Origin of the sequence: Alkalihalobacillus sp. NPDC127517 (genome assembly GCF_050276055.1) — a bacterium.
Taxonomy (GTDB): domain Bacteria; phylum Bacillota; class Bacilli; order Bacillales; family Bacillaceae_D; genus Alkalicoccobacillus.
In genome coordinates, this window is record NZ_JBNNQX010000004.1 from 228,864 (window position 1) to 249,992 (window position 21,129).

Annotated in this window: 25 protein-coding genes; 8 read left to right on the forward strand and 17 right to left on the reverse strand. The window is 39.9% G+C overall.

Annotated elements, in window-relative coordinates; genetic code table 11:
* Positions 1 to 18 precede the first annotated feature (18 nt).
* The 6 genes from ACQKKO_RS07035 to ACQKKO_RS07060 form a co-directional block, all read right to left on the reverse strand.
* Positions 19 to 975 carry an alpha/beta fold hydrolase gene (locus tag ACQKKO_RS07035; protein WP_498645644.1) on the reverse strand — a complete coding sequence of 319 codons (957 nt, stop codon included), beginning with the start codon at positions 973 to 975 and terminating at the stop codon, positions 19 to 21.
* 92 nt (positions 976 to 1,067) lie between these two features.
* Complete coding sequence (locus ACQKKO_RS07040) at positions 1,068 to 2,057, reverse strand: glycosyltransferase family protein (protein ID WP_498645645.1); 990 nt, start codon at positions 2,055 to 2,057, stop codon at positions 1,068 to 1,070.
* Entirely contained in the window at positions 2,054 to 3,007 is a 954-nt protein-coding gene (locus ACQKKO_RS07045) for an NAD-dependent epimerase/dehydratase family protein (RefSeq protein WP_498645647.1), read from the reverse strand. Before ACQKKO_RS07045 ends, ACQKKO_RS07040 begins: the two co-directional genes overlap by 4 nt.
* The gene (locus ACQKKO_RS07050) at positions 3,007 to 4,056 is read right to left on the reverse strand and encodes a Gfo/Idh/MocA family protein (protein WP_498645650.1); all 1,050 of its coding nucleotides are present in this window, start codon (positions 4,054 to 4,056) and stop codon (positions 3,007 to 3,009) included. Before ACQKKO_RS07050 ends, ACQKKO_RS07045 begins: the two co-directional genes overlap by 1 nt.
* Complete coding sequence (locus tag ACQKKO_RS07055) at positions 4,053 to 5,165, reverse strand: DegT/DnrJ/EryC1/StrS family aminotransferase (protein ID WP_498645805.1); 1,113 nt, start codon at positions 5,163 to 5,165, stop codon at positions 4,053 to 4,055. Before ACQKKO_RS07055 ends, ACQKKO_RS07050 begins: the two co-directional genes overlap by 4 nt.
* Before the next feature lie 165 nt (positions 5,166 to 5,330).
* Positions 5,331 to 5,489 (reverse strand): hypothetical protein, encoded by a 159-nt coding sequence (locus tag ACQKKO_RS07060; RefSeq protein ID WP_498645651.1) that lies wholly within the window; start codon positions 5,487 to 5,489, stop codon positions 5,331 to 5,333.
* Between the two features lie 188 nt (positions 5,490 to 5,677).
* Here ACQKKO_RS07060 and ACQKKO_RS07065 point away from each other — a divergent pair, with 188 nt between their 5' ends.
* The 3 genes from ACQKKO_RS07065 to ACQKKO_RS07075 all read left to right on the forward strand — a co-directional run bounded on the left by ACQKKO_RS07065 (position 5,678) and on the right by ACQKKO_RS07075 (position 8,153).
* The gene (locus ACQKKO_RS07065; protein WP_498645653.1) at positions 5,678 to 6,370 is read left to right on the forward strand and encodes a BMQ_0737 family morphogenetic spore coat protein; all 693 of its coding nucleotides are present in this window, start codon (positions 5,678 to 5,680) and stop codon (positions 6,368 to 6,370) included.
* A gap of 99 nt (positions 6,371 to 6,469) precedes the next feature.
* On the forward strand, positions 6,470 to 7,180 hold the full coding sequence (locus ACQKKO_RS07070; protein ID WP_498645654.1) for a hypothetical protein: 711 nt from the start codon (positions 6,470 to 6,472) through the stop codon (positions 7,178 to 7,180).
* Between the two features lie 4 nt (positions 7,181 to 7,184).
* A complete protein-coding gene (locus ACQKKO_RS07075) occupies positions 7,185 to 8,153 on the forward strand; it encodes a CgeB family protein (protein ID WP_498645656.1) in 969 nt (322 codons plus the stop codon).
* On the opposite strand, the gene ACQKKO_RS07080 is transcribed toward ACQKKO_RS07075, so the two are convergent.
* The 3 genes from ACQKKO_RS07080 to ACQKKO_RS07090 are packed head-to-tail and all read right to left on the reverse strand — an operon-like array spanning position 8,150 to position 10,461.
* Positions 8,150 to 9,274 carry a glycosyltransferase gene (locus ACQKKO_RS07080; protein ID WP_498645659.1) on the reverse strand — a complete coding sequence of 375 codons (1,125 nt, stop codon included), beginning with the start codon at positions 9,272 to 9,274 and terminating at the stop codon, positions 8,150 to 8,152. The two genes, ACQKKO_RS07075 and ACQKKO_RS07080, sit on opposite strands and share 4 nt — an antisense overlap.
* Positions 9,261 to 10,094 (reverse strand): dTDP-4-dehydrorhamnose reductase, encoded by an 834-nt coding sequence (rfbD, locus tag ACQKKO_RS07085; protein ID WP_498645660.1) that lies wholly within the window; start codon positions 10,092 to 10,094, stop codon positions 9,261 to 9,263. Before rfbD ends, ACQKKO_RS07080 begins: the two co-directional genes overlap by 14 nt.
* 19 nt (positions 10,095 to 10,113) lie before the next feature.
* Complete coding sequence (locus ACQKKO_RS07090; protein ID WP_498645662.1) at positions 10,114 to 10,461, reverse strand: DUF1360 domain-containing protein; 348 nt, start codon at positions 10,459 to 10,461, stop codon at positions 10,114 to 10,116.
* A 137-nt stretch (positions 10,462 to 10,598) separates the two neighbouring features.
* On the opposite strand from ACQKKO_RS07090, the gene ACQKKO_RS07095 reads away from it, so the two are divergent.
* Entirely contained in the window at positions 10,599 to 11,036 is a 438-nt protein-coding gene (locus ACQKKO_RS07095; protein ID WP_498645664.1) for a hypothetical protein, read from the forward strand.
* A gap of 75 nt (positions 11,037 to 11,111) precedes the next feature.
* On the opposite strand, the gene fabI is transcribed toward ACQKKO_RS07095, so the two are convergent.
* From fabI to ACQKKO_RS07120, 5 genes are read right to left on the reverse strand one after another with little or no spacing between them, the layout of a single operon-like run.
* Complete coding sequence (fabI, locus tag ACQKKO_RS07100) at positions 11,112 to 11,891, reverse strand: enoyl-ACP reductase FabI (protein WP_498645666.1); 780 nt, start codon at positions 11,889 to 11,891, stop codon at positions 11,112 to 11,114.
* Positions 11,892 to 11,947: 56 nt separating this feature from the next.
* Complete coding sequence (locus tag ACQKKO_RS07105; protein ID WP_498645669.1) at positions 11,948 to 12,859, reverse strand: RluA family pseudouridine synthase; 912 nt, start codon at positions 12,857 to 12,859, stop codon at positions 11,948 to 11,950.
* Positions 12,852 to 13,649, reverse strand: coding sequence for an NAD kinase (locus ACQKKO_RS07110; RefSeq protein ID WP_498645671.1), 798 nt, complete (start codon positions 13,647 to 13,649; stop codon positions 12,852 to 12,854). The genes ACQKKO_RS07105 and ACQKKO_RS07110 overlap by 8 nt, the downstream gene beginning before the upstream one ends.
* Positions 13,650 to 13,668: 19 nt before the next feature.
* Positions 13,669 to 14,304, reverse strand: coding sequence for a GTP diphosphokinase (yjbM, locus tag ACQKKO_RS07115; RefSeq protein WP_498645673.1), 636 nt, complete (start codon positions 14,302 to 14,304; stop codon positions 13,669 to 13,671).
* 13 nt (positions 14,305 to 14,317) lie between these two features.
* Positions 14,318 to 14,710 carry a UPF0738 family protein gene (locus ACQKKO_RS07120; RefSeq protein WP_498645674.1) on the reverse strand — a complete coding sequence of 131 codons (393 nt, stop codon included), beginning with the start codon at positions 14,708 to 14,710 and terminating at the stop codon, positions 14,318 to 14,320.
* 178 nt (positions 14,711 to 14,888) lie between these two features.
* Between ACQKKO_RS07120 and ACQKKO_RS07125 the strand changes: the two genes are divergently transcribed.
* Positions 14,889 to 15,476, forward strand: coding sequence for a CYTH domain-containing protein (locus ACQKKO_RS07125; protein ID WP_498645675.1), 588 nt, complete (start codon positions 14,889 to 14,891; stop codon positions 15,474 to 15,476).
* Between the two features lie 107 nt (positions 15,477 to 15,583).
* Here the strand turns inward: ACQKKO_RS07125 and ACQKKO_RS07130 are convergent, their stop codons facing one another.
* The gene (locus ACQKKO_RS07130) at positions 15,584 to 16,252 is read right to left on the reverse strand and encodes a lytic transglycosylase domain-containing protein (RefSeq protein ID WP_498645677.1); all 669 of its coding nucleotides are present in this window, start codon (positions 16,250 to 16,252) and stop codon (positions 15,584 to 15,586) included.
* Positions 16,253 to 16,426: 174 nt separating this feature from the next.
* Here ACQKKO_RS07130 and ACQKKO_RS07135 point away from each other — a divergent pair, with 174 nt between their 5' ends.
* The 3 genes from ACQKKO_RS07135 (at position 16,427) to ACQKKO_RS07145 (ending at position 17,995) form a co-directional block, all read left to right on the forward strand.
* Positions 16,427 to 16,807: a globin domain-containing protein gene (locus ACQKKO_RS07135; protein ID WP_498645679.1), complete on the forward strand. Its 381-nt coding sequence runs from the start codon at positions 16,427 to 16,429 to the stop codon at positions 16,805 to 16,807.
* A 15-nt stretch (positions 16,808 to 16,822) separates the two neighbouring features.
* Positions 16,823 to 17,734, forward strand: coding sequence for a ClpXP adapter SpxH family protein (locus ACQKKO_RS07140; RefSeq protein ID WP_498645680.1), 912 nt, complete (start codon positions 16,823 to 16,825; stop codon positions 17,732 to 17,734).
* A 123-nt stretch (positions 17,735 to 17,857) separates the two neighbouring features.
* Positions 17,858 to 17,995: a hypothetical protein gene (locus ACQKKO_RS07145; RefSeq protein WP_498645807.1), complete on the forward strand. Its 138-nt coding sequence runs from the start codon at positions 17,858 to 17,860 to the stop codon at positions 17,993 to 17,995.
* On the opposite strand, the gene pepF is transcribed toward ACQKKO_RS07145, so the two are convergent.
* Positions 17,992 to 19,809: an oligoendopeptidase F gene (gene pepF / locus ACQKKO_RS07150; RefSeq protein ID WP_498645682.1), complete on the reverse strand. Its 1,818-nt coding sequence runs from the start codon at positions 19,807 to 19,809 to the stop codon at positions 17,992 to 17,994. The two genes, ACQKKO_RS07145 and pepF, sit on opposite strands and share 4 nt — an antisense overlap.
* 34 nt (positions 19,810 to 19,843) lie before the next feature.
* Positions 19,844 to 21,058 carry a competence protein CoiA gene (locus tag ACQKKO_RS07155; RefSeq protein WP_498645684.1) on the reverse strand — a complete coding sequence of 405 codons (1,215 nt, stop codon included), beginning with the start codon at positions 21,056 to 21,058 and terminating at the stop codon, positions 19,844 to 19,846.
* Positions 21,059 to 21,129: the final 71 nt, after the last annotated feature.

Here is a 21,129-nt window from a genome sequence, read left to right on the forward strand (position 1 = left end):
GGCCGCTCTATTTGATTTCTAACAGTCCAACAAAAATTGATAAATCTTATCTGGTTGACCTGGCAGCTGCTCATGTGCGAAATCAGGATATAACACATATGTTTTTTTACTAGTAATTTTATTATATGCGGCGAATTGAGTGGATGGCGGACAGCTATTATCCATTAAACCAACCCCCATTAATACTTCACCTTTAATTCGATTGGCTAAATTCTGAATATCAATATAACCAAGTGTTGTAAAAAATTCTTCCGCACGTTCATGTCTTGGATCAAACCGTCTAAAATAATTGTGGATTTCATTATAAGAAGAGTTCTGTGCATCAATTTCCCATACACGTTTATAGTCACTTAGAAACGGATAGTTTGACGCTAGCTTCTTCACCGTTGGCGCAAGTGCACCACATGCGAGTGTTAGAGCTCCTCCTTGCGAGCTACCTGTTGCAACAATTCGTTCCGCGTCCACTTCAGGCAGTTCTTGAGCGACTCTCACTAATTGCGCTGTATCCAAGAATACATTGCGAAAGAATAAATCTTTCGGGTTTTGCACACCACGAATAATATGTCCATTCAGTGTATTCCCTAGAACTTGTGCGTTATCCTCTGATCGTCCTCCCTGACCACGCACATCCATCGCTAGCACTGAGAATCCTGACGCTGCGTAACCGAGCAAATCTGACCACTCTGGAGAATGACCAGAATACCCATGGAAATGTAATAAGGCTGGGTGAGCGTCTTTCGGTAAGGCTGGCTTAATATACTTTGCATAAACACGGGCGCCCCCTACTCCGGTAAAGAATAGATCATAACACTCGGCAAAGGGTGCCTGAAAATCACTTTTCTCAAGTTGTACATTCGGGTCCGTGTTCTTTAATTCCTCTAGAGCTTCTTCCCAATACGAATCAAAATCATCTGGGCGTGGATTAATTCCCTTGTACTCTTTGAGTGCTTCAATTGGCATATCTACAAATGACATATGTATCCTCCCCTTTTAAAAGCGCTTACAAATAAATAGTATAATCGAAACAGAGAGAAATGGAAACATTTTCTCTGTTTCAATTTAATTCACTACAAGGCTGGAAGAGTGTGGTAAATATCTTTTATTTGTTTGGCTACTACTTGACTATCATGATAGGTTTCAACATACTTTCTTCCTCTTTGACCAATCTCTTGCCACAATTCTGGAGCGTCTAATAAACCTTTCACTGTTTCGTAGATGGTATTAGGGTTTGCATTCACCACAGGTGGGACCTCAGTGAACTTTGTGAGTAAGTCGTCTCTTACAAAGGTCACGACTGGTTTTCCTAAAGCCATTGTTTCAACAGAAAGTAATCCATATGAACCACACAAAATTTGATCTAAGATAATGTCTGCTTCTTTATACAGTTCTACAGCCTTTTCATGGTTCATATGTTCAATTCTTTGATAGTTAAAGGCATGCGTTTCTTTTAATTGTTTGATCGCACGTTCCACATGCACAGTTCCTTTAAAATAAGGATTCGTTGGAGCATGAACTAGAAGTGGTACGCTTTTTGGTGTGGTCTCAACCTGTTGAATTTTAGTTAGATCGATCGCAATCGGTACAACATGCACCCTTTTGTAATAATCTTTCACATACTCATATACTTCATAATCCTGTACAATAGCATCTTCAATCACTGAACTAATTTGTCTTAAGCGATAATCAATATATTCATTTGGTGGCGAGTCGCCTGTATAGGCATGGGGATTTTGAACTCTTGCCATATCATGAAATCTGACATCATTACCCCAATGATGCATAACCGCCTTTTTTCCACTTCCTTTTAATCGTTGCAAATCCGTATAATCATCTCTTAAAGATTGAGCATAATGAAAGTGAAACAAGTCATGCTGGTCAATTAACTGGTCAGCAATTTGAGCAATTTGTCCTTTCTCCATATAGTGCAAATGCTCTTCATAGCCTAAATAGGATTGAAAGGTATTATAACTGTTTACTTCGTGACCTTCCTTTTTGAATTCACCTGCCATAATTCCCATTTGCCCCGCAATTTCCGTAATTCCTTGAAAAATCTTCATTTTTGTCCTCCCATTATCCAGTCATGGGTTTGTTTAATCCCTTCTTCCAACGTAAATGCGGGTTCCCAGTTAAGAACTTCGCGGGTTCTCTTAATATCTAAACATCTCCTACTAATGGTATCGACTGTTCGTTTTGTGGCGAATTGCTGATTGACTTGTGCATCTCCAAAAACTTTTCCAATCTCAGTTGATAAGGCTACGACACTCGTCTCTATTCCTGTCGCTACGTTTAATGTTTCACCAATAGCTGCCTCGCGCTCTGCGGCTAGTAAAATCACATGAACGGCATCTTCAATGTAGGTAAAGTCACGCGTTTGACTGCCATCGCCGTAGATTGTCATGGGTAAACCGGCCATTCTTGCTTCAAAAAACTTCGCAACCACACCACAATAAGGGTTTGTTGCAACTTGCCCAGGTCCATAGACATTCGAAAGCCTTAAGATTGTTACTGGGAGCTGATGAAGGGAATGAAATACTTGTGCGTACTGTTCAGCCCCATATTTACTTGCTGCATAAGGCATTCGAATTTTTACTTCACCTAAAGGCGTCGGGATCTGATCAGCATCTCCATAAACGGAGGCTGTTGATGTGTAAACAAAGCGCTTTACTTGTTTACCATGCTTCCTAATTTGTTCAAGTAATGTGTAGGCTCCACGTAAATTCACTTCAAAATCTTGTTTCATGTCGGTGACAGACAAAACAAGATTTCTGCAAGCAATATGAAAAACAACATCAATATCGGGTAGAATGGATTCAAGTAGCTGTTCGTTTAAAATACTGTCCTCTAAAAATGTCACATTTGCATCGTTTGGAACTTCAGAAAAGGACCCGGTTGATAAGTCATCAATAATGGTGATTTTGTCTGCCTTTTTTTGTAGTGCGCGAACAACTCTTGAACCAATGAACCCTGCTCCACCAGTTACTAAAACATGCTTATATCTGGCACTCACTAATCAGTCACTCCCTTCATGTCCGTTGTTTTAAATTGATTTAATGGAAGAATAACAGGACTCTTTTGCTTATGAGATTGATATAATGCAAAAATGGTTTCTAATGCTCGTTCAGACTCATCAGCCGTAACCGCATCATTTGGTTGATTGTTTATATGCTTGACGATTTCCCGGTACATGATGGTTTGTTCATTTTTCTCAGATAGGAACTTTGTAAACTCTTTCTCACTTGGTCCGTCCTCAACCATATAAACGGAGAGCTGATCATAGTTTTTACCTTCTAAAATGATGGTTCCTTTTTCACCAAAAACCTTCAAGCCATAGCCATAATTTGTTGGCCATGTCACTGAGTTTGCTTCGATTAACCCTGTAGCACCTGACTGAAATTGAATGGTACCTAATGCAACGTCTTCTGTTTCCTTATGTGTATGAATCCATTGCAATTGCCCTGATACTGTCCTTACCTCTCCCAGATACCAACATAGTAAGTCAATCATGTGAATGCCTTGATTGATCAACATCCCCCCGTCTTGCTCCCATGTTCCTCGCCACGGAGCCGCTTTGTAATAGTCAAGTGGACGTTGAATAGCCATTGACACGGTCCCTGTATAAATTTGACCAAGTAATCCCGCTTCAATAAATCCCTTAATCTCATGGAGAGCCTTGCGGAACCTGAGTTGATGGCATACGAATAGATGCTTTTTTTGAACAGAAGCGAGAGTCCTTAACTCACGAGATTCTTCAATTGAAAGTGCAAGTGGTTTTTCAACAAGCACATGCTTGTTAGCTCGCAAGGCATCACGAGCAATCGAAACATGCGTTCCTGATGCCGTCGCTACTAGGATTAGATCACAGTCCGACAATAGTAGCTCATGATAATCCTCATACAGCTTTAATTCACTACTCTTAAAAGGTATTAATGCTTCAGCCTGTTTCATTCGTTCAATTGACAGATCACTTAAAGCAACGATTGATATCTCTTGTACTTGAGCTAATGCTAACAGGTGTTTTTCTGTAATTCTTCCACATCCTACGATTCCAAGCTTCATTTGTTAATCTCTCCCATTAACGATGAGATGGTTTCAACAATTTTTTTCTGTTCATCATTTGTAACAAACGGATGCATTGGAATGGCTAATAATTGTTTGGATTTTGCTTCTGCAACTGGAAAGCTACCAGCCTTGTACCCTAACGATTGGTACACCTCTTGTAAATGTAACGGAAGTGGATAATACACCCCATTAGCAATGCCTGCTTTCGTTAGACCTTGAGACAGCAGATCACGCTCATCAACCTCAATACAATAGAGATGGTAGATATGCTCGATCGTAGCCACCTCACGTGGAACTAACAAACCTTTTAATGAAGAGAGATGTTTTTTGTAATTGGCAGCAATGGTTTGTCTGTTCTGATTAAGCTCATCAATTTTCCTAAGACTAATCCGAAGGAACGCTGCTTGCAATTCGTCTAAACGACTGTTATAACCGATTTCCTTATGAAAGTATTTCTTTGTGCTACCGTGATGACGAAGCATACGAATACGTTCATTCACATGAGCATGTTTTGTTACAACAAGTCCACCGTCGCCCATCGTTCCGAGATTCTTAGTAGGGAAAAATGAGAAACATCCTACATCACCAATGGTTCCTGCTTTTTTCCCTTTATACGATGAGCCAAATGCCTGACATGCATCTTCAATGACATAAAGCTGATGTTTGTTAGCGATATTCATAATTGCATCCATATCTGCCGGGTACCCAAATAAATGAACAGGCATGATGGCCTTTGTTTTATCAGTCAAAGCCTTTTCAATTTTTTTAGGGTCTATGTTATATGTGTCTGTTTCAATATCAACAAAGATTGGAGTGGCCCCAACACGTGAGATCGCTTCAGCTGTTGCAAAAAATGTGAAGGGTGTCGTAATGACTTCATCTCCCACACCGATCCCTAGTGCATCCAAAGCAAGCACCAGTGCATCCGTTCCATTACCAACCCCAATGGCAAACGGGGTCGTAAGATACTGTTTTACTTCCTCTTCAAATGCCAGACCTTCCTTGCCGAGAATATATTGACCACTATTATAAACACGTGCCATTGCTAGTAACGCCTCATCTTTAATCATTTGAAACTGACGATCTAAATCAATAAGTGGGATCACAGCTTTCACTCCTTGTGCCTCATTTTTCTTCTGTCTACTTATATGAGAGGAGCGTGATCAAAGGAACGGCATTTCCACTCAATCGAGTAAAAAACCATCCATTTTTTCATAAATAAGAGCTCACATGAGAACATACTCTCAATGGAGCTCACACTTCAACATACATTAGCGTTGTCCACAGCACTTTAATGGTTTTGGTTGTTTGGGTTGAGGAGGTTTAGGCAGCGAAGCGAATGGACGTTGCTTTGCTTTTTGTCCCGCCGTTGGTTTCGCTTGATAAACGGGTCTAGCGTAAAGTGGTTTCATAGTAGGATCTTGATTCATCACAAACACTCCCTTTCTTCTATAGGATATGTAGGAGTCTAAGAATGGTTAGTTAAAAAATGATGCCCTCTTCAAAAAATCTTGGGACATTTTGCACCAATTTAGATGCCACTCATACAATACAGTAGTTTGAACACCCAGCCCGCAAGAAATTGTTTGGATGGGTAAACTTTAGAGGAGGTAAGATAATGAGTTTAAAAAAGCATAGCGTCGTAATCAATGTTCCCAAAGTATTTGATTGGGTTACTCGTCAAGTTGATCTTCAAACCATTAGCTTCAGAGAACCAGAGCTTTCTAATCTGTTCCCTGGATTAATCGGTCCATCTCCAGGTGAGAATGAATTATGCTCTTTCCTTCAAACTGTTCCTGGTTACACAACTGTTGCTCGTGTTTTAGATGAATCTCTATACACATCAGAAGTAACAAACCCATTAGATCGAGTGAGCGTTGAAGTAACACTTCCTAGTGGAAAAGAAGTTGTCCTTGAGAAGGTTAAAATTCTAGCTCGCGGATTATTAGAAGTAGATATTCTAGATGCAAATGAAAATATCATTCTTACATCTAATCCAATTGAGTTCGCGACAATTCAGACGTTCTACTTATCTGCACCAGATGATACGGTAGTAAGTGCATTTATCTCTTCTGGCCAGTGGGATGCTGAAGTTGTATGTGATTCTGCATTCTCTCAATTAGATATTTGCCTAACATTCTGCTTAGATGTTCATGTATCAGCTGATGTTCGTCTTGAAGTAGAAGCTTCTTATGTGAAACCTCGCCTAGAGTTCCCGATTTCTGACCTAATTTGCAGAAATCAAAACTACTATCCTAACCCTGTTTCACCAGTTGTCTTCCCTGGTCTAACAAGCGCAGAAACAGAATAGAAATGTGGGGCTGTATTCATATACAGCTCCATTTTTTCTTCTTTTATTTGATTTTCAGTCATACATATAAACTAATTGAGTCAGTAAGGGGGGGACACCGTGTCCAATCAATCAAAAGATAAAGCACCAGTTAATCATGATATACAATTGGAGCAGAAGCTTCTGCACTATCGTTCAGAAATTAAGAAATTTCAACGAATTATCCACCTACAAAAAAAGAAATTGAATTCTCAAGAAGAGGAGATCGAAGCATTTAAGCAGCAATCTCTCTTTAATCAGCCGCTGTATCAGCATAAACAGCCACCTATTAAGCAAAACCCAGAGGCGATGGCTGGTGTGTATTCTTTCTTTTCGTATTCAACCTTCTTACCAATAAAACCGTCAGCCGGTTCTGAAGAGCCTTGTTTTATTAATGGAAATTTCACCATTCGAAACGACTCTGGTGTACCGCTTCGTGACCCGTTAATTTGTTTAAGATTTAGTAAGCCTAATTTAGCTAACTTGTCAGGGAAGATGAATCAAAATAAACAAAATTATGCGAGCGAACACATCGTTGCAGACGAATCCGATCAAGCCTGGTCGTTTCTTCCTGATCACTCATTAAAGAAAGTAAGAGAAACAGGTGAGTTTTGGTTACGTCCTACAGTGAAACAGCTTGATCATCAAAAAGAACTAGTATTTCAGCAATTTGAAATCCTGCTCCCCTACAACGGGTCTAGTTTTTCTGTGAGTATTAATGGTTATATTTACGGCTTAGAGATTCCAAATGGTCGAAAAGCACTAAATACAATCATTTGTAACGTAACATAATGCGATGAAGGTATTATTTTTAAGCTCTGGCTACCGAGGCAGTTATACGTATATCGAACAATCGATCGTACATGCATTTCGTTTAGAATCCATCCCGATCATTCAAGACCAATGTCTAAACGAATTTCGCTTTCACAAGCTGGTCATGCTTTGTCAGACAGAAAAGCCTACATTTATTTTCACCGTACTAGGATATCAATTACCTCAAGCCTTTTTACGTTGGGCTAAAAATCAGCAGATCCCAGTACTATGTTGGTTAACGGAAGATCCATATCTGCTTGATCACTCATTAAAACTCGCTCCAGATGTAACTGCATTAATTACAGTTGAAAAAAGGGCTTGGAGTTACTATGAAGAACAAGGATATAACTCCCTTCACTTACCGCTTGGAGCCGATTATTCTATGTTTAAACCGAAAGATGCAGATCAAGCTAAACAAAGTGATCTCTGTTTGATTGGTTATCCTTACGAGGATCGTGTGAATTTGATTCGATATGTGGCAAATCAACTCCCGATTGAAATAACAGTCGCTGGAAATTGGTATCCTTATCCCTTACCAAAGAATGTAACTATCGCTTCCCTTTGGGTGACTCCAGAGGAAGCCGTTACGTATTACACAAGCAGTAGCATTGTGCTAAATACGTATCGAAAACGAAGTCAACCCGAAAATAAAAATGCAGTGGGGCTTGAAGGGATCAGTCCAAATAACCGAGTGTTTGAAGTAGCTGGCTGTAAGGTTTGTCTGTTAAGTGAAAGGCGAAAGGATTGGTCAACATGGTTCAATGAAGAGGATGTCCCTCTTTTCCAAACAAAGCGTGACCTTGTTGAAATGATTGAATCGCTTTTAAGTAATAGCAGCACCCGTGAAAAATACGCCTTAAATAGTTACGAGACTGCTTTGTCATCCCATTCCTATGCTCATCGTATCAAGCAATTAATCAAGTGGATCCAAGAAAAAAATCTGACTCCTTAGTCAGATCTCTTTAAACTCTCCTTCACACGATGGAGAGTTTCTTTTCGTTTTCGATAAATTCTCTCCGGGTTATTTACAAGCTCAGATACCTTTGAGATAAGCGAATGAGGAGTTTTGATTGAGACAACCCAACCTGCTTCTAACCGATTGACCACTTCTGCTTGTGCCCCTAAATCAAAGCATAAAACAGGATAGCCCATTGCAATGGCCTCATGGGTTGTATATGAAAAGGTTTCGGGACAAATAGAGGGAATGATAACAAAATCAATACGGTCTTCTTGCAAGAGGTGAGGAAGCTGTTTTGGGGAGGAGTAGCTACCTCTTTTAAAAAAATGAGGGAATTGATGCTTGTCTATTGTGCGACTTAGACCTCCATAATGGTAGAACTCACACTGAGTTTGCATTCGATTTGTCTGGATAAGCAAGGCACGTACTTCTTGATCACCTTTGTGATAGGCCAGGTTTCCAAGGAGTGCAATTCGTACAGGTACCTGAGTAGTCTTTAGTGGATTGTGTTTAACCGAGATAGCTAAGGAATGAGGTAAAACATTCATCTTCAAATCTGGCACATACTCCTGAATGATACGTTTTGTTGAATCACTAGGTACAATGACTTGATCAGCACCTTTTAACAATTGTTCAAATAACATTCGCCACTTTTTTATACTTGGTTCGCGAGATGAAAGCATTTGTTCCATTTGTACTCGTCTCGCTCCGTGTGTTGCACAAGCCTCACACACCCTCACCTGCTTAGGTCTGCCACAGTACTTCCCCTTTTGATCCACAAAGAAAACAAATGGACAAATGGCATAAAAATCATGGATCCAGAATGTATATGGAATCTTTGTTTCTTTAAGAACGGTTACTAAAGAAGGCAGCTCCATTTGCCAAAGATGATGAATGTGAATATACCCAATTGCTAATTGTATGATTTGTTCATCTAGTGCTAAAAAAGGAATTTGCAGATCTGACTGACCCTCCCAACGAAGGGTTAAGGTTTGATATTCAACAAACGCTTCATAGATAGTATAATCTTTGTGTTCATTCTTCCAACGAGAAATAAACTGACTGACCCCTCCTCCTCCGTTGTGATGAATAATAAGAACATTAGAATTCATCATGTAAACGCTCCTCCATGTATTCTTCCAATGCTTTTCTCCAATGTCGCACATCCTTTCCCGTGACTTGTTTCCACTTTTCATTTGAAAGGATTGTATGAGAAGGCCTTTGAGCCACACTGCTTTCACGAGTTGTTGCAACCGGTCGAAGTGATCCCTTTATTGATAGATACGAAACAATAGTTTTTGTCCATTCATATCTGCTGCATGCACCTTCGTTAACAAAATGATACACTCCCGGCGGATGCTGTAACAGTTGAAGTGAGCCTTTTACAAGATCCTTAATAAAGGTAGGCGTCCCAAATTGATCATCCACCATTGAGATTTCTTCTGTTTGTTTTATCTTTTGCAATATTTTATCGACAAAATCTCCTCTACCACCAAATAACCAGGAGGTCCTTATCATATAAACAGAAGGATGGGACTTAACTAATTCCTCTCCTAGCCATTTGCTGTAAGCATATATTGAATGTGGTGTAGGTGCCTCTGCTTCTTTATAAGGTATCAGTGAAGGTTCTCCGAATACATAATCAGAGCTAAACAGCATCAAAGGTCGTGTCCCTGCCGCTTCCACTATGTGAGACACCGCTAAGCTATTTATCATAAACGCCTTAAGCGGATCCCGTTCACACGCATCAACATTGGTCATAGCGGCACAGTGAAGAATGACGTCGGGGTTAACCTTCTCTACGATTTGGATAACCAGACTTCGATTTGTACAATCTAACATTTCCTTTGAGAAGGCAAATACTTCCTCCTTCTCTAGCATCGCTTGAAATGCTTTACCCACCCTGCCTTCAGATCCAGTAATGAGTACTTTCATTTTTAACCTCCTTACACTATTACTCCATGTATCTTTTAAAAACTGCTTCAAGTATGGCTGCTGCACCCGCCAAAGCTAATATTTGAATAACATAAATTGAAGGAGGGGATAACAAAATCCAACTTACATACAAAAGAGTTGTTGTCCAAATCCCCATACACCAGTAACAACTAAGAAGCATACCTATCCACCGTCTGATTCCTTTACCCTTTGGTTCAATATAATAATAGGGTTGATCGGTTGTATGATCTTCTTTCACCTCTAAAAAAGGCTTGCGCAACCAACTTGTAATCTGATCATGTATTAATAACCTAGTTAACCGAAAAGAAGCTAATACAAGGACAATCCATTCATATCCTCCTAACACCGACTCTCCCCCTTTTCTCATCTATACAAGATGTATGAGGAACGACGCTTGTCTTATTCATTCTTTCATTAGACAAACACCCACCTACTATAAGCTGCATATAGTATTGGAGAACTGTAAAGGAGAGATGACTAAAGATGAATGCATTTTTCAGACGAAACCAGCGTCAACAACCATCTGTATATCTTTTACCTCCCGTTGTGGTTGAGCAATATCTTAATCAATGGGTGACCACGACGATTCCAGGCTATGGACGTGTGATTGCCTATGTCGCGGATTTTAATCGGAACACTGGCATGGTATCCCTACTTGTGTATCAGCCCCCGTTTTATAATCAACAATTTGTTCAAGTTCACAACACTGATCTTGTTAGTATTAGTCCATACTTTGGACCAACTCCTCCAAGACCTGGTCAAGGTGGCGGCGGACAGGGTCCTTGGAATCCCGGCGGTGGGCAGGGCCCTTGGAACCCAGGTGGAGGTCAAGGACCGTGGAATCCAGGTGGAGGCCAAGGCGGCGGTGGTGGTGGATTTTGGCCATGGCTTTGGAATCAAGTTGGCGGAAGTCAGCGATAATAAAAAAACTGGAGACAAACGTTTTAGAAACGTTGTCTCCAGTTTGAACAGCAAATCAATTGATTTGTTGTTTTTTTATAGAGAAATAATGTTGTAACCACCATCTACATGTAGGATCTCACCAGTAATTCCTCTTGCTAAGTCACTAGCTAGGAATAAAGCCGTATCTCCTACCTCTTCTTGCGTGGTTGTTTTACGTAAAGGAGCTTTCTCTTCGATTGTTTTTAACACATCGTTAAATCCACCGATTCCTTTTGCAGCAAGCGTACGAATAGGACCTGCAGAGATCGCATTCACACGGATACCATCTTTACCAAGATCATTCGCTAGGTATTTTACACTTGCATCAAGCGTTGCCTTCGCTACACCCATGACGTTGTAGTTTTTAATCACTTTTTCTCCACCAAGATACGTTAGAGTTATAATACTTCCACCCTCAGACATAAGTGGACGAGCTTCTTTTGCTACTGCAGTCAGAGAGTATGCACTGATATTTTGCGCAAGTAAGAAACCATCACGTGTTGTATTCAAATACTCACCCTCAAGTTCTTCTTTGTTTGCAAAAGCAATGCAGTGAGCTAAACCATGAATGGTTCCAACTTCTTCTTTGATCTGCTTAAAAGTCGTAGCAATTTCTTCGTCACTCGTAATATCACAAGGTAATACAAGATGATCATCACGATCTAAGCTTTCTGCTAATTGACGAACATTTTTTTCTAGACGCTCACCAGCATATGTAAAAATTAAACGGGCTCCAGCCTTCGCTAAAGACTGCGAAATTCCCCAGGCAATACTACGTTTGTTCGCAACACCCATAACGACGAATGTGCGGTTTTCTAAAGATAATTGAAACATGAATTTTCCTCCTATTGGTTGTTGCTAGTAGTTGGTCCTAATGATTGTACCACATTTTATTCCGACTTTTCGAGATGAGCCAGTAATCGTCTAAAATCATCTGGTGGTTTTACTTCAAACACCAACCTTTTAAGGGTAAAAGGATGGGTAAAAGAAAGCTTATAGCTATGCAAGGCTTGGCGATCTAATCCTAAGGATTCTCCACCATATAGTTCATCTCCTGCTAAAGGATGTCCAATCGATGAAAAATGAACTCTAATTTGATGGGTGCGCCCTGTTTCAAGTGCGATTCGGACATACGATAACGAAGAGGTTGCTTCTTTTGTCTGATAATGAGTAACGGCTGGTTTACCATCTGATGTTACCATACGTTCAATAATACTATCAGGCTTCCGACCAATTGGTTGATTAATCGTGCCTTCCCGTGGTTCTACCACTCCTTGGACAATCGCCTCATATCGCCTTTGCAATCGTCCTGCTTTTTGCTGTTTGCTCATTTGATCATGAGCATATCGATGCTTTGCAATCACCAAAAGACCAGATGTCCCCCGATCTAGCCGATTAACCGGGTGAAATGTCGCTTGGATGTTGTGTGTTAGATAATAAGCTAAGACTCTATTTGCGAGCGTTCCTCGTGGATATTCACGTGATGGAATGGTTGCGATACCCGCAGCCTTATTGACAATTAGAAAGTGATCATCCTCAAACACAATCTCAAACGGATTCGCTTCTGGAATGAGCCCTTTTGAAGGAATTTCCGGAGAGAGCTGAACACTGACTTCATCCCCCTCCATCAGAATAGCTCTCACCGTTTTCTCCTCACCATTTACTCGTAATGAGCCGCCATGGTATTTAATCGAAGCGAGCATTTTTTTTGATAATTGTTTCTGGACTCTTAAAAAGGAGCGCAAACTTGTGTTTGCCAAAGAAGCTTCAACCGTCCAGACAAACGTAGGCTGATTATTCACCAATAAACGACTCCTTCACTCTTTTCCAAAATGGGAAAGGGCGAAAACGAGCAAATCTGATCTTCTCTTCCGCAACTCTACATTGAATGGAAGCAATCTCCTGGTGATTAATGGTATGATGGTCAATCGTAACTTGTACGTCTTCATTTTGAATGAGCTTTAACAAACAGGTATGATGCTGCGGCAAAACAAGCGGCGAGCCGATTGTTCGGTAGACGCGATTGTTAATAGAAGCCATCTCAGAGATTTGTAGAGAAGCAAGTGACGGATGAAGAATAGCACCACCGAGCGCCTTATTATATGCCGTACTACCAGATGGCGTAGAAATACAAAGCCCATCCCCTCGAAATGTTTCAAAGGTCTCCCCTTTTATTTCCACATTACAGACAAGGGAAGAGCCTTGAGAATTCTTAACCGTTGCTTCGTTAAGTGCCAAGTAACGCCTTGGCGTTGAACCATCCGCATAGCGTACAACCACTTCTAAAAGAGGATACTCTACTACTTGAAACGGTGTTTTTGCAATATGAATAATCAAATTCTCTACTTCGTCTGGTATCCAATCCGCATAAAAACCTAAGTGGCCTGTATGAACACCAACAAAAGCCGTTTCTTCAAGGCGGTGACTGTAATCGTGGAACGCTTGCAAAAGGGTTCCATCTCCGCCCACTGAGATAACAATCTCCGGTTCTTGTTTATTTTCTGTTAAACCAAATTCATTAAGTGATCGTATGATTTGTTCAACCAATGCATCTGATATTGAATCGCCACGTGATGCAACTGCATAATTCATTGGATCACCTCATTTCACATTACTGTATAGTTTGTTGCTGTTGATGTTTTGCTGATAGGAGCCGTTGGGCCTCCCTAACCTCGTCTCGAATAATGGACATTTCTTCATCTAATTGAAAAGCCGCTTCTGATGCTCGCATCAGTCTCATGCTAATATCTTCAGGAATTTCTCCACTATACTTATAGCGCAAGGAATGTTCGATTGTTGCCCAAAAGTTCATCGACAAAGTGCGTACTTGAAGTTCAACCTGAATCTTTTTTTCACCCTGGATGGTTTGGACCGGATACCCGATAATTAAATGATAAGAACGATACCCGCTCGGCTTCTGCTCGATAATATAATCACGTTCTTCAATAATTTCAAAGTCTTTCCGTTTACGAATGAGTTCAACAACCGTTTCAATATCTTCAACAAACTGGGTGACGATTCGAACACCCGCTAGGTCTTGTATCTCTTTTTCGAGGTCATCAAACGAAATCTTTTTGCGTGCAGCCTTATTTAAAATACTTGAAACAGGCTTAACTCGCCCTGTAACAAATTCTATAGGTGTATGGTTAGAGCTTTTTTGATATTGCTCCCTGATTCCCTTTAACTTAACCTTTAGTTCCTCAACTGCCTGTTTATATGGTGACAGGAGTTCATCCCAGCTATTCATTTATAATCACCACCTAATTAGTTTCGTTCAAATGAAATGCTGTTGATACGGCTTGTTCAAAGTCAGCACCGTAGTTCCCGTTGCCTTTTATATTTTCCAGAAGGAAATCAAATTCTTCATGGAATCCGGAAAGCTCCATTCCTTGATTTTCTCCTAGTTCAAGCCAAATAGGCTTTTTTGATTGATACGTTTTGTTTACGGTTTCCCACATTTCTTGATGGAACAAAATATGATGAAAACCTGTATCATCTTCAATTATGTATACAAATGCAAATCCATCAGAATCAACAAGCAAACGATTCCCTGGTTTCACCTTTTTTGCGGTTTCAACTGGTATGTTTTCATGACCTACAGCACGCCACTCGGCATCCGTTTCAATCATTTCTATAATGTGTATTTTGTGCATAGTATGTACCCCTCATTCTCAATGAAAAATCAAGCGTATCCCACTTACCAGTTTATCATATTTTTAATCATCAAAGAATTGATTCACCACAGAACTGAACCAAGTTGAGCTAAAAAAATCTCTATGTCATAATAGATAGATGATTAATCAGCTGATCAACCAGGAGGACTTTACCTAAATGGCTCAAGAACTTGAATTCGAAACAAAAACATTAGTACTTTCTGATGAATTTAAAGCATTACACACTTTTTTTCAAACAACAAATCAACAAGCGACGACGCAACATAATCACTATTTTGAAACGCTAGATTTCGGTTTGAAAGATGCAGGTTCTGCCTTACGCATACGAGAGAAAAACGGAAAATCCACCCTAACATTAAAACAACCTGCCCATAGCGGCGGGTTACTTGAAACGCATCAATCAGTAACTGAGGATGAACAAAAGGTGGCCATTCACAAAAACAAGCTGCCTGACGGAGAGGTATTAGAGCGAGTACATTCCTTACAGGTTCAGTCAAATGATTTGCAGTTTATCGGAACATTAACAACAGAACGCTTAGAATTCCCTTATGATGGAGGAACGGTTTGCCTTGATAAGAGTAGCTACCTTGGCGTCATTGATTATGAGCTTGAGTTTGAAGGAACATCAATGGAGCACGCTGAGCAAATATTAACCTCCATTCTTAAGCAAACTAACATTCAACGAAAAAACACACCGAATAAGGTCGCTCGATTCTTTGCACAAAAAGCGAGTAGCCATTCATAAACAGGATAGATGTACGAATAAATAAAAGACGAATGGACGGGGGTGTATCCCGTCCATTCGTCTTTTCATCATTTCAACTAGATCTGTAGGGGCTGTTTTACAACTAATTAAACAGTCTGAAACGTGTTCATCACTTTTGGAACATAGGCCATTGTTTCTTTAAATGGCGGGATTCCATTGTATTTATCGACATTTCCTGGACCAGCATTATAAGCAGCAAGAGCTTTTTCAATGGAACCATTGTATTTGGTCAGCATGCTTTTTAAATACTTTGCGCCTCCGTTAATGTTTTGTTCAGGATCAAATACATTTTGCACGCCAAGCCCTCTAGCTGTTGCGGGCATTAATTGCATGAGTCCCGAGGCCCCTGCATGACTTTTAGCATTTGGATTAAAATTTGATTCTTGTTTGATTACAGCATAAAGTAACTTAGGATCTAATGAATAGCGAGCTGCCGCTTTATCGATTAGATCTTTATAAGGAAATGCAACTCCAGAAGTATTTGTACTGACTGAAGTAGCTGCTGGAGCTTTTGATTGAGTAACCTGCTGCTGAATGGATTCAAACCGTTCTTTAGCTGCTTGTGATAAAAATAGATCGCTTATACCCGTTCGTGGAGGTTCCAACAAAGGTTGTTGATCAAGCTGATTTTGAAGTACATTAGAAAATAACTCACTTGCTTCGTTCGTCGAATCACCAAACCGTTGATTTGACCAGGATAGCTGAGTTTGGTTTCTCATATTTACTAACTGATTCTGTAACAATGAATAGTTCACATTCTCACCCTCATCTCTTCCATTCACTCTTTTAACTATACCAAAGCCGTTATTCCAATCCAACCATTAAACCAAGTTTAAATTCCAATATATTCAATTGTCGTACAGATTATTTGAAGTTCTTAATCAAGGTTGCTACAATGTAGAAGAGGTTGACAAAGGAGTGTAACTGTCATGCCAGATTCCAACTTTACTCCGTTTATAGCTCTAGGTGGTGAAGAGGTGCTTTCTAAATTAGTAGACACCTTCTATTTTCATGTAGGCAACCATACTCTATTATCGGAACTATTTCCTGCAGACTTAACAGAAACAGCGTATAAACAAAAACAATTTCTGACTCAATTTTTGGGAGGCCCTTCTCTATATACTGAAGAGTTTGGACATCCAATGCTTAGAGCTAGACATCTTCCATTCCCTATTACTGAGGAACATGCAAAAGCTTGGTTACAATGCATGGAGCAGGCACTCGAAGATGTACAAGTTGACCAAACAGTGCGTATGTATATGATGGAACGCCTTACTTTAACCGCTCATCATATGGTGAATACGCCTTAGAAAGGAGAATGACCATTGAATCCTCAAGAGATGTTAGCAACGTGTGATGATAAACAGGGCGTATGTGGTCTAAATCCAGGTGTATCTTATCCAACTAAACAATTAAAACCTATTGAAATTTATACTTTTATCGATCCACTATGTTCTGAATGCTGGGCCATTGAGCCTATTCTAAAGAAGCTGTACCTAGAGTATGGCGCGTACTTCCGTATCCGGGTGATCTTAGCCGGAAAATTAAAAGTTTGGAATGCCTGTCCTTCACTAGTTTCAACAAAAAGAAACAAACGCTTTAAGGAGGATCCTCCAGGTGCAAAAGGCATGTCCTGTGAAGGTGCTGTGCGATTTAAACCAGATGAGCTTGAACCTTATCGTGCTTCACTTGCAATTAAAGCGGCTGAGCTGCAAGGCCCACAAGCTGGAACAAGATTTTTGCGTAAGTTAAGAGAATACCTTTTTCTCGAAAAACTAAATATTACCGATGAAAAGGTGCTTAAAAACTGCGCAAGAGATGCTGGACTCGATCTTGAAGCTTTCACATTTGATCTGCATTCTCCTTCTTCCGCAAGGGCGCTTCAATGTGATGCTAAGACGACAAAAGAGATGGATGTAGAATCCGTACCGACGTTTGTTTTCTTTAATGATAATGTTGAAGAAGAAGGCATGAAGGTCTCTGGTCAGTATCCATATCACGTCTACGTTCAAATTTTAGAAGACATGCTTGGATTTAAACCTGAACCTGCAGAACCAATTGGATTAGAGGGATTTTTAAAGCAACATTCATTTGTAGCAACCGTCGAATGTGCAGCAGTACTAAATATTTCAGAGGAAGAAGTGACAAAGCAATTAAAATTGCTTAAACTTCAACAAAAGGTTGAAGCTGTACCATATAAGTATGGAACGTTTTGGCGCTACATTAAAAAAGAATAGCATGGACGATTTGTTCATTTCATAGACTAAAACAGGACACCATCACGGCGTCCTGTTTTTTCTATAGAAGGAGTGGAATCTGTGAAAGTAATTACGCTGATTTTTAAACTGAGCATCGTAATCGTGACGTTCTTTTTGTATTTGCTCGGCCTTATGAATGTAGTTCCCATATTAATTGGTGGGCCACTGTTCTTTCTTTCCATTCTCTTTTTGCTATACCCTTCAGTTAAAGCCAATCGGTTTAAGGGATTTCGCCCTTAGCTCTCCAGTAACTCTTCCATTTGATCAAGTGTTTGTTCAAACAACTGCATGGCCTGTTTGATAGGATCCGCTGTTGTCATATCCACCCCAGCCTTCTTTAGCATATCAATTGGGTATTCAGAGCTTCCGGTTTTTAGGAAAGAAAGGAATCGGTCTACGGCCGGTTGTCCTTCTTCTAAAATTTGTTTAGATAATGCTGCCGCCGCACTATAACCCGTAGCATATTGGAACACGTAGAAATTGTAATAGAAATGAGGAATTCTTGCCCACTCATATCCAATCTCTTTATCAATTACCATGTCCTGTCCATAGTACTTCACGTTTAAATCATAGTAAGCACGAGTTAATTCATCTGCAGTTAATGAGCCTCCTGCTTCTACTTTTTCATGGATAAGCTTCTCAAATTCAGCAAACATGGTTTGACGGAAAACCGTCCCCCTAAATCCTTCTAAGAAATAATTTAAGATGTAAAGTTTCTTTTCTTTATCTTCTAATGTTTCTATAAGGTGATGATGTAACAAGGCTTCATTTAATGTGGAAGCAACCTCCGCTACAAAAATTGTGTAATCACCGTACACATAAGGTTGATTACTTCTTGTATAATCACTGTGTAAGCTATGTCCAAACTCATGAGCTAGTGTAAACAGATTATCAACATCATCCTGCCAGTTCATTAGTATAAATGGCTTTGTTCCATACGTTCCTGATGAGTAAGCTCCACTTCGCTTCCCTTTATTCTCTTGAACATCTACCCATCTTTCATCAAACCCTCTTTTAAGTCGACTCACATATTCGTCGCCTAAAGGTTCAACTGCTTCAATGACCTTGTGCTTGGCTTCCTCATATGTAACGCTGAACTCTACATCCTGAACAATTGGCGTATAAAGATCATACATATGTAATTCTTCCACACCTAAACATTTTTTTCTCAGGCGAACATAACGGTGTAATAACGGCAGATGATCTTCTACAGTCTCAACGAGTTGATCGTATACACTTAATGGAATGTGCGTTTCAGATAAAGCGGCTTCTCTTGCACTATTATATTTTCTTGATTGAGCATGAAAAATATCGCCTTTTACTTGTCCGCTTAAAGTAGCAGCAAACGTATTTTTATAGGATTCGTACGTAGCATAAACCGCTTCAAATGTTGCTTTGCGGACCTCACGATTTTGGCTTTGTAAGAGCGAGACAAAACGACCATGAGTGATTTGAACCTCTTCTCCATCCTCACCCTTAATAGTTGGGAATTCCAGGTCAGCATTATTTAGAGCGCCAAATGCCTGACTTGATGCTAGAAGCGCTTCTTTTGCTCTGGCCAAGAGCTCTTCTTCCTTCTCGGAAAGAATATGATCTCTCTGCTTTTTAAGCTGGTCAAACATATGAGCAAATGCTTGTAGTTCTTTCTTTTCTGAAACGAAGGCGTCAAGCTCTTGTGGATCCATTGCTAATAGTTCCGGCGTTACAAATGCAGCCTTTTGATCAAGAAGCGACATAAGTCCATATGCTTGATCTTGTAATGCTGAGTAATACGAATTTCCTGTATCTTGATCATGTCTCATATGAGCATAAGTGAATAATTTACCAAGCTGTTCTTCAAGCTCTAATTGTTTGCTTAATGCTTGAAATAACGTATTTGAGGACTCATGAAGCTTCCCACGGAATTCATCCATTTCAGACATTTGCCCCTTGAATTGCTGGGCAACTTGCTCCCACTGTTCATCGTTTTTAAAAATTGATTCTAAGTCCCATGTATCTTCTACAGGTACTTCATGTCTTTCTAAGACTTTCTTATTCAATGAATACACCTCCAATAAACTAGCTCTACATATTGAGCTTCATTCACTATTATCTCTGAATTTGATGGATATTGGGAGTATTTTGACTTATTTTCGATAAATTTTGATCTAATTGATTGGCTTGATTAGGCGTTAAAGGAAGAGTAAGACTTTTTTGTATGACAAAGATCTGTTTATCTTTTTCATAACAAACACCAAACGATTTTAATAGACACATGTACTCCTCTATCATTTGATTGAGCAAATCAGAATCGTCATAAAACGGGTGTGAACGAAATGTAAGGATTCTATTATAGAGAAATGGGGTAAGATTGGTTTTAATTTCGGAAAGCGATATGATTTGGTTTGAAGTTAGGGGCAAGACACTTGTCACTAGTATAATGGTTTGCCATATGTGGGGAGAGGTTTGAATGAAATGTTGTACTGGGAGATACCAACCTGCTTCAGCAGGAAATTGACCAGGAGTGATGTTGTGGTGATAAAGCCACTTTTGATACAGTCGACGTTCTTTTGATTGATAAGGGTGTACAGGAGGAAAACGCCAGGCTCTTTTTACTCGTAGCCAAGATAGCGAATCAAGGGAAGGCATTATCGAAGGATTAAGAATATCGTTCAATGTGACAAGTTCTATCCTTTTGCAAATTAACTGTGCTAGTGCTCGAGTCGTAGAGAATGAACGGATTTGTTTTAAGAAGATCCACTGCGAGGCCTCCGGACAGTAATAGCTCATGTTCATCTGTTCCATACGATCTTTTCTAGCAGTCAGCCATTCAAATCCTAAGATCTGAAACACGTCTCCTTGCTTACGCCGGAGCCTATTCCCACCAATTACCCAAATCGGCGTTATTCCTATTTGCTGGTAGCCACGTGTGCGTTCCTGGTATCGCTCTTCAGATAATGAAGAACATTGAAATTCAATTGCAATGAGTTGGTTGCCTACTTTACAAAGCAAATCGGGACGTTGTTGGATGAGTGGTAAATACACTTCCAATGAAACGGGGATATTCTGTTTGATAAGCCAGTTGTATAGTCGTAACTTTCCGCTTAAGTGGTAAGGAGATTCTGGTTCAAGCGAGAGTCTGCATGTCGTATGTTTGTAATGAGCGAAGTGCCATTGACGTTTTGAACCTAGCTTTAAGGTCACTCTGGCATCACATGCAGGACACACAAACTGTTGCTTTGACCTTAAATCCTTTAATTCTTTTTCAAACCATTTATCAGCCATTGATATTTTTGTCCCATCTTCAAGGACAGCAGTTAGCATAGAAGCACCTCCATGCTACGTTAAGTTCGACAAAAAGTGTAGTAATCCTTTTATGCAATAGAAAAAAGTCT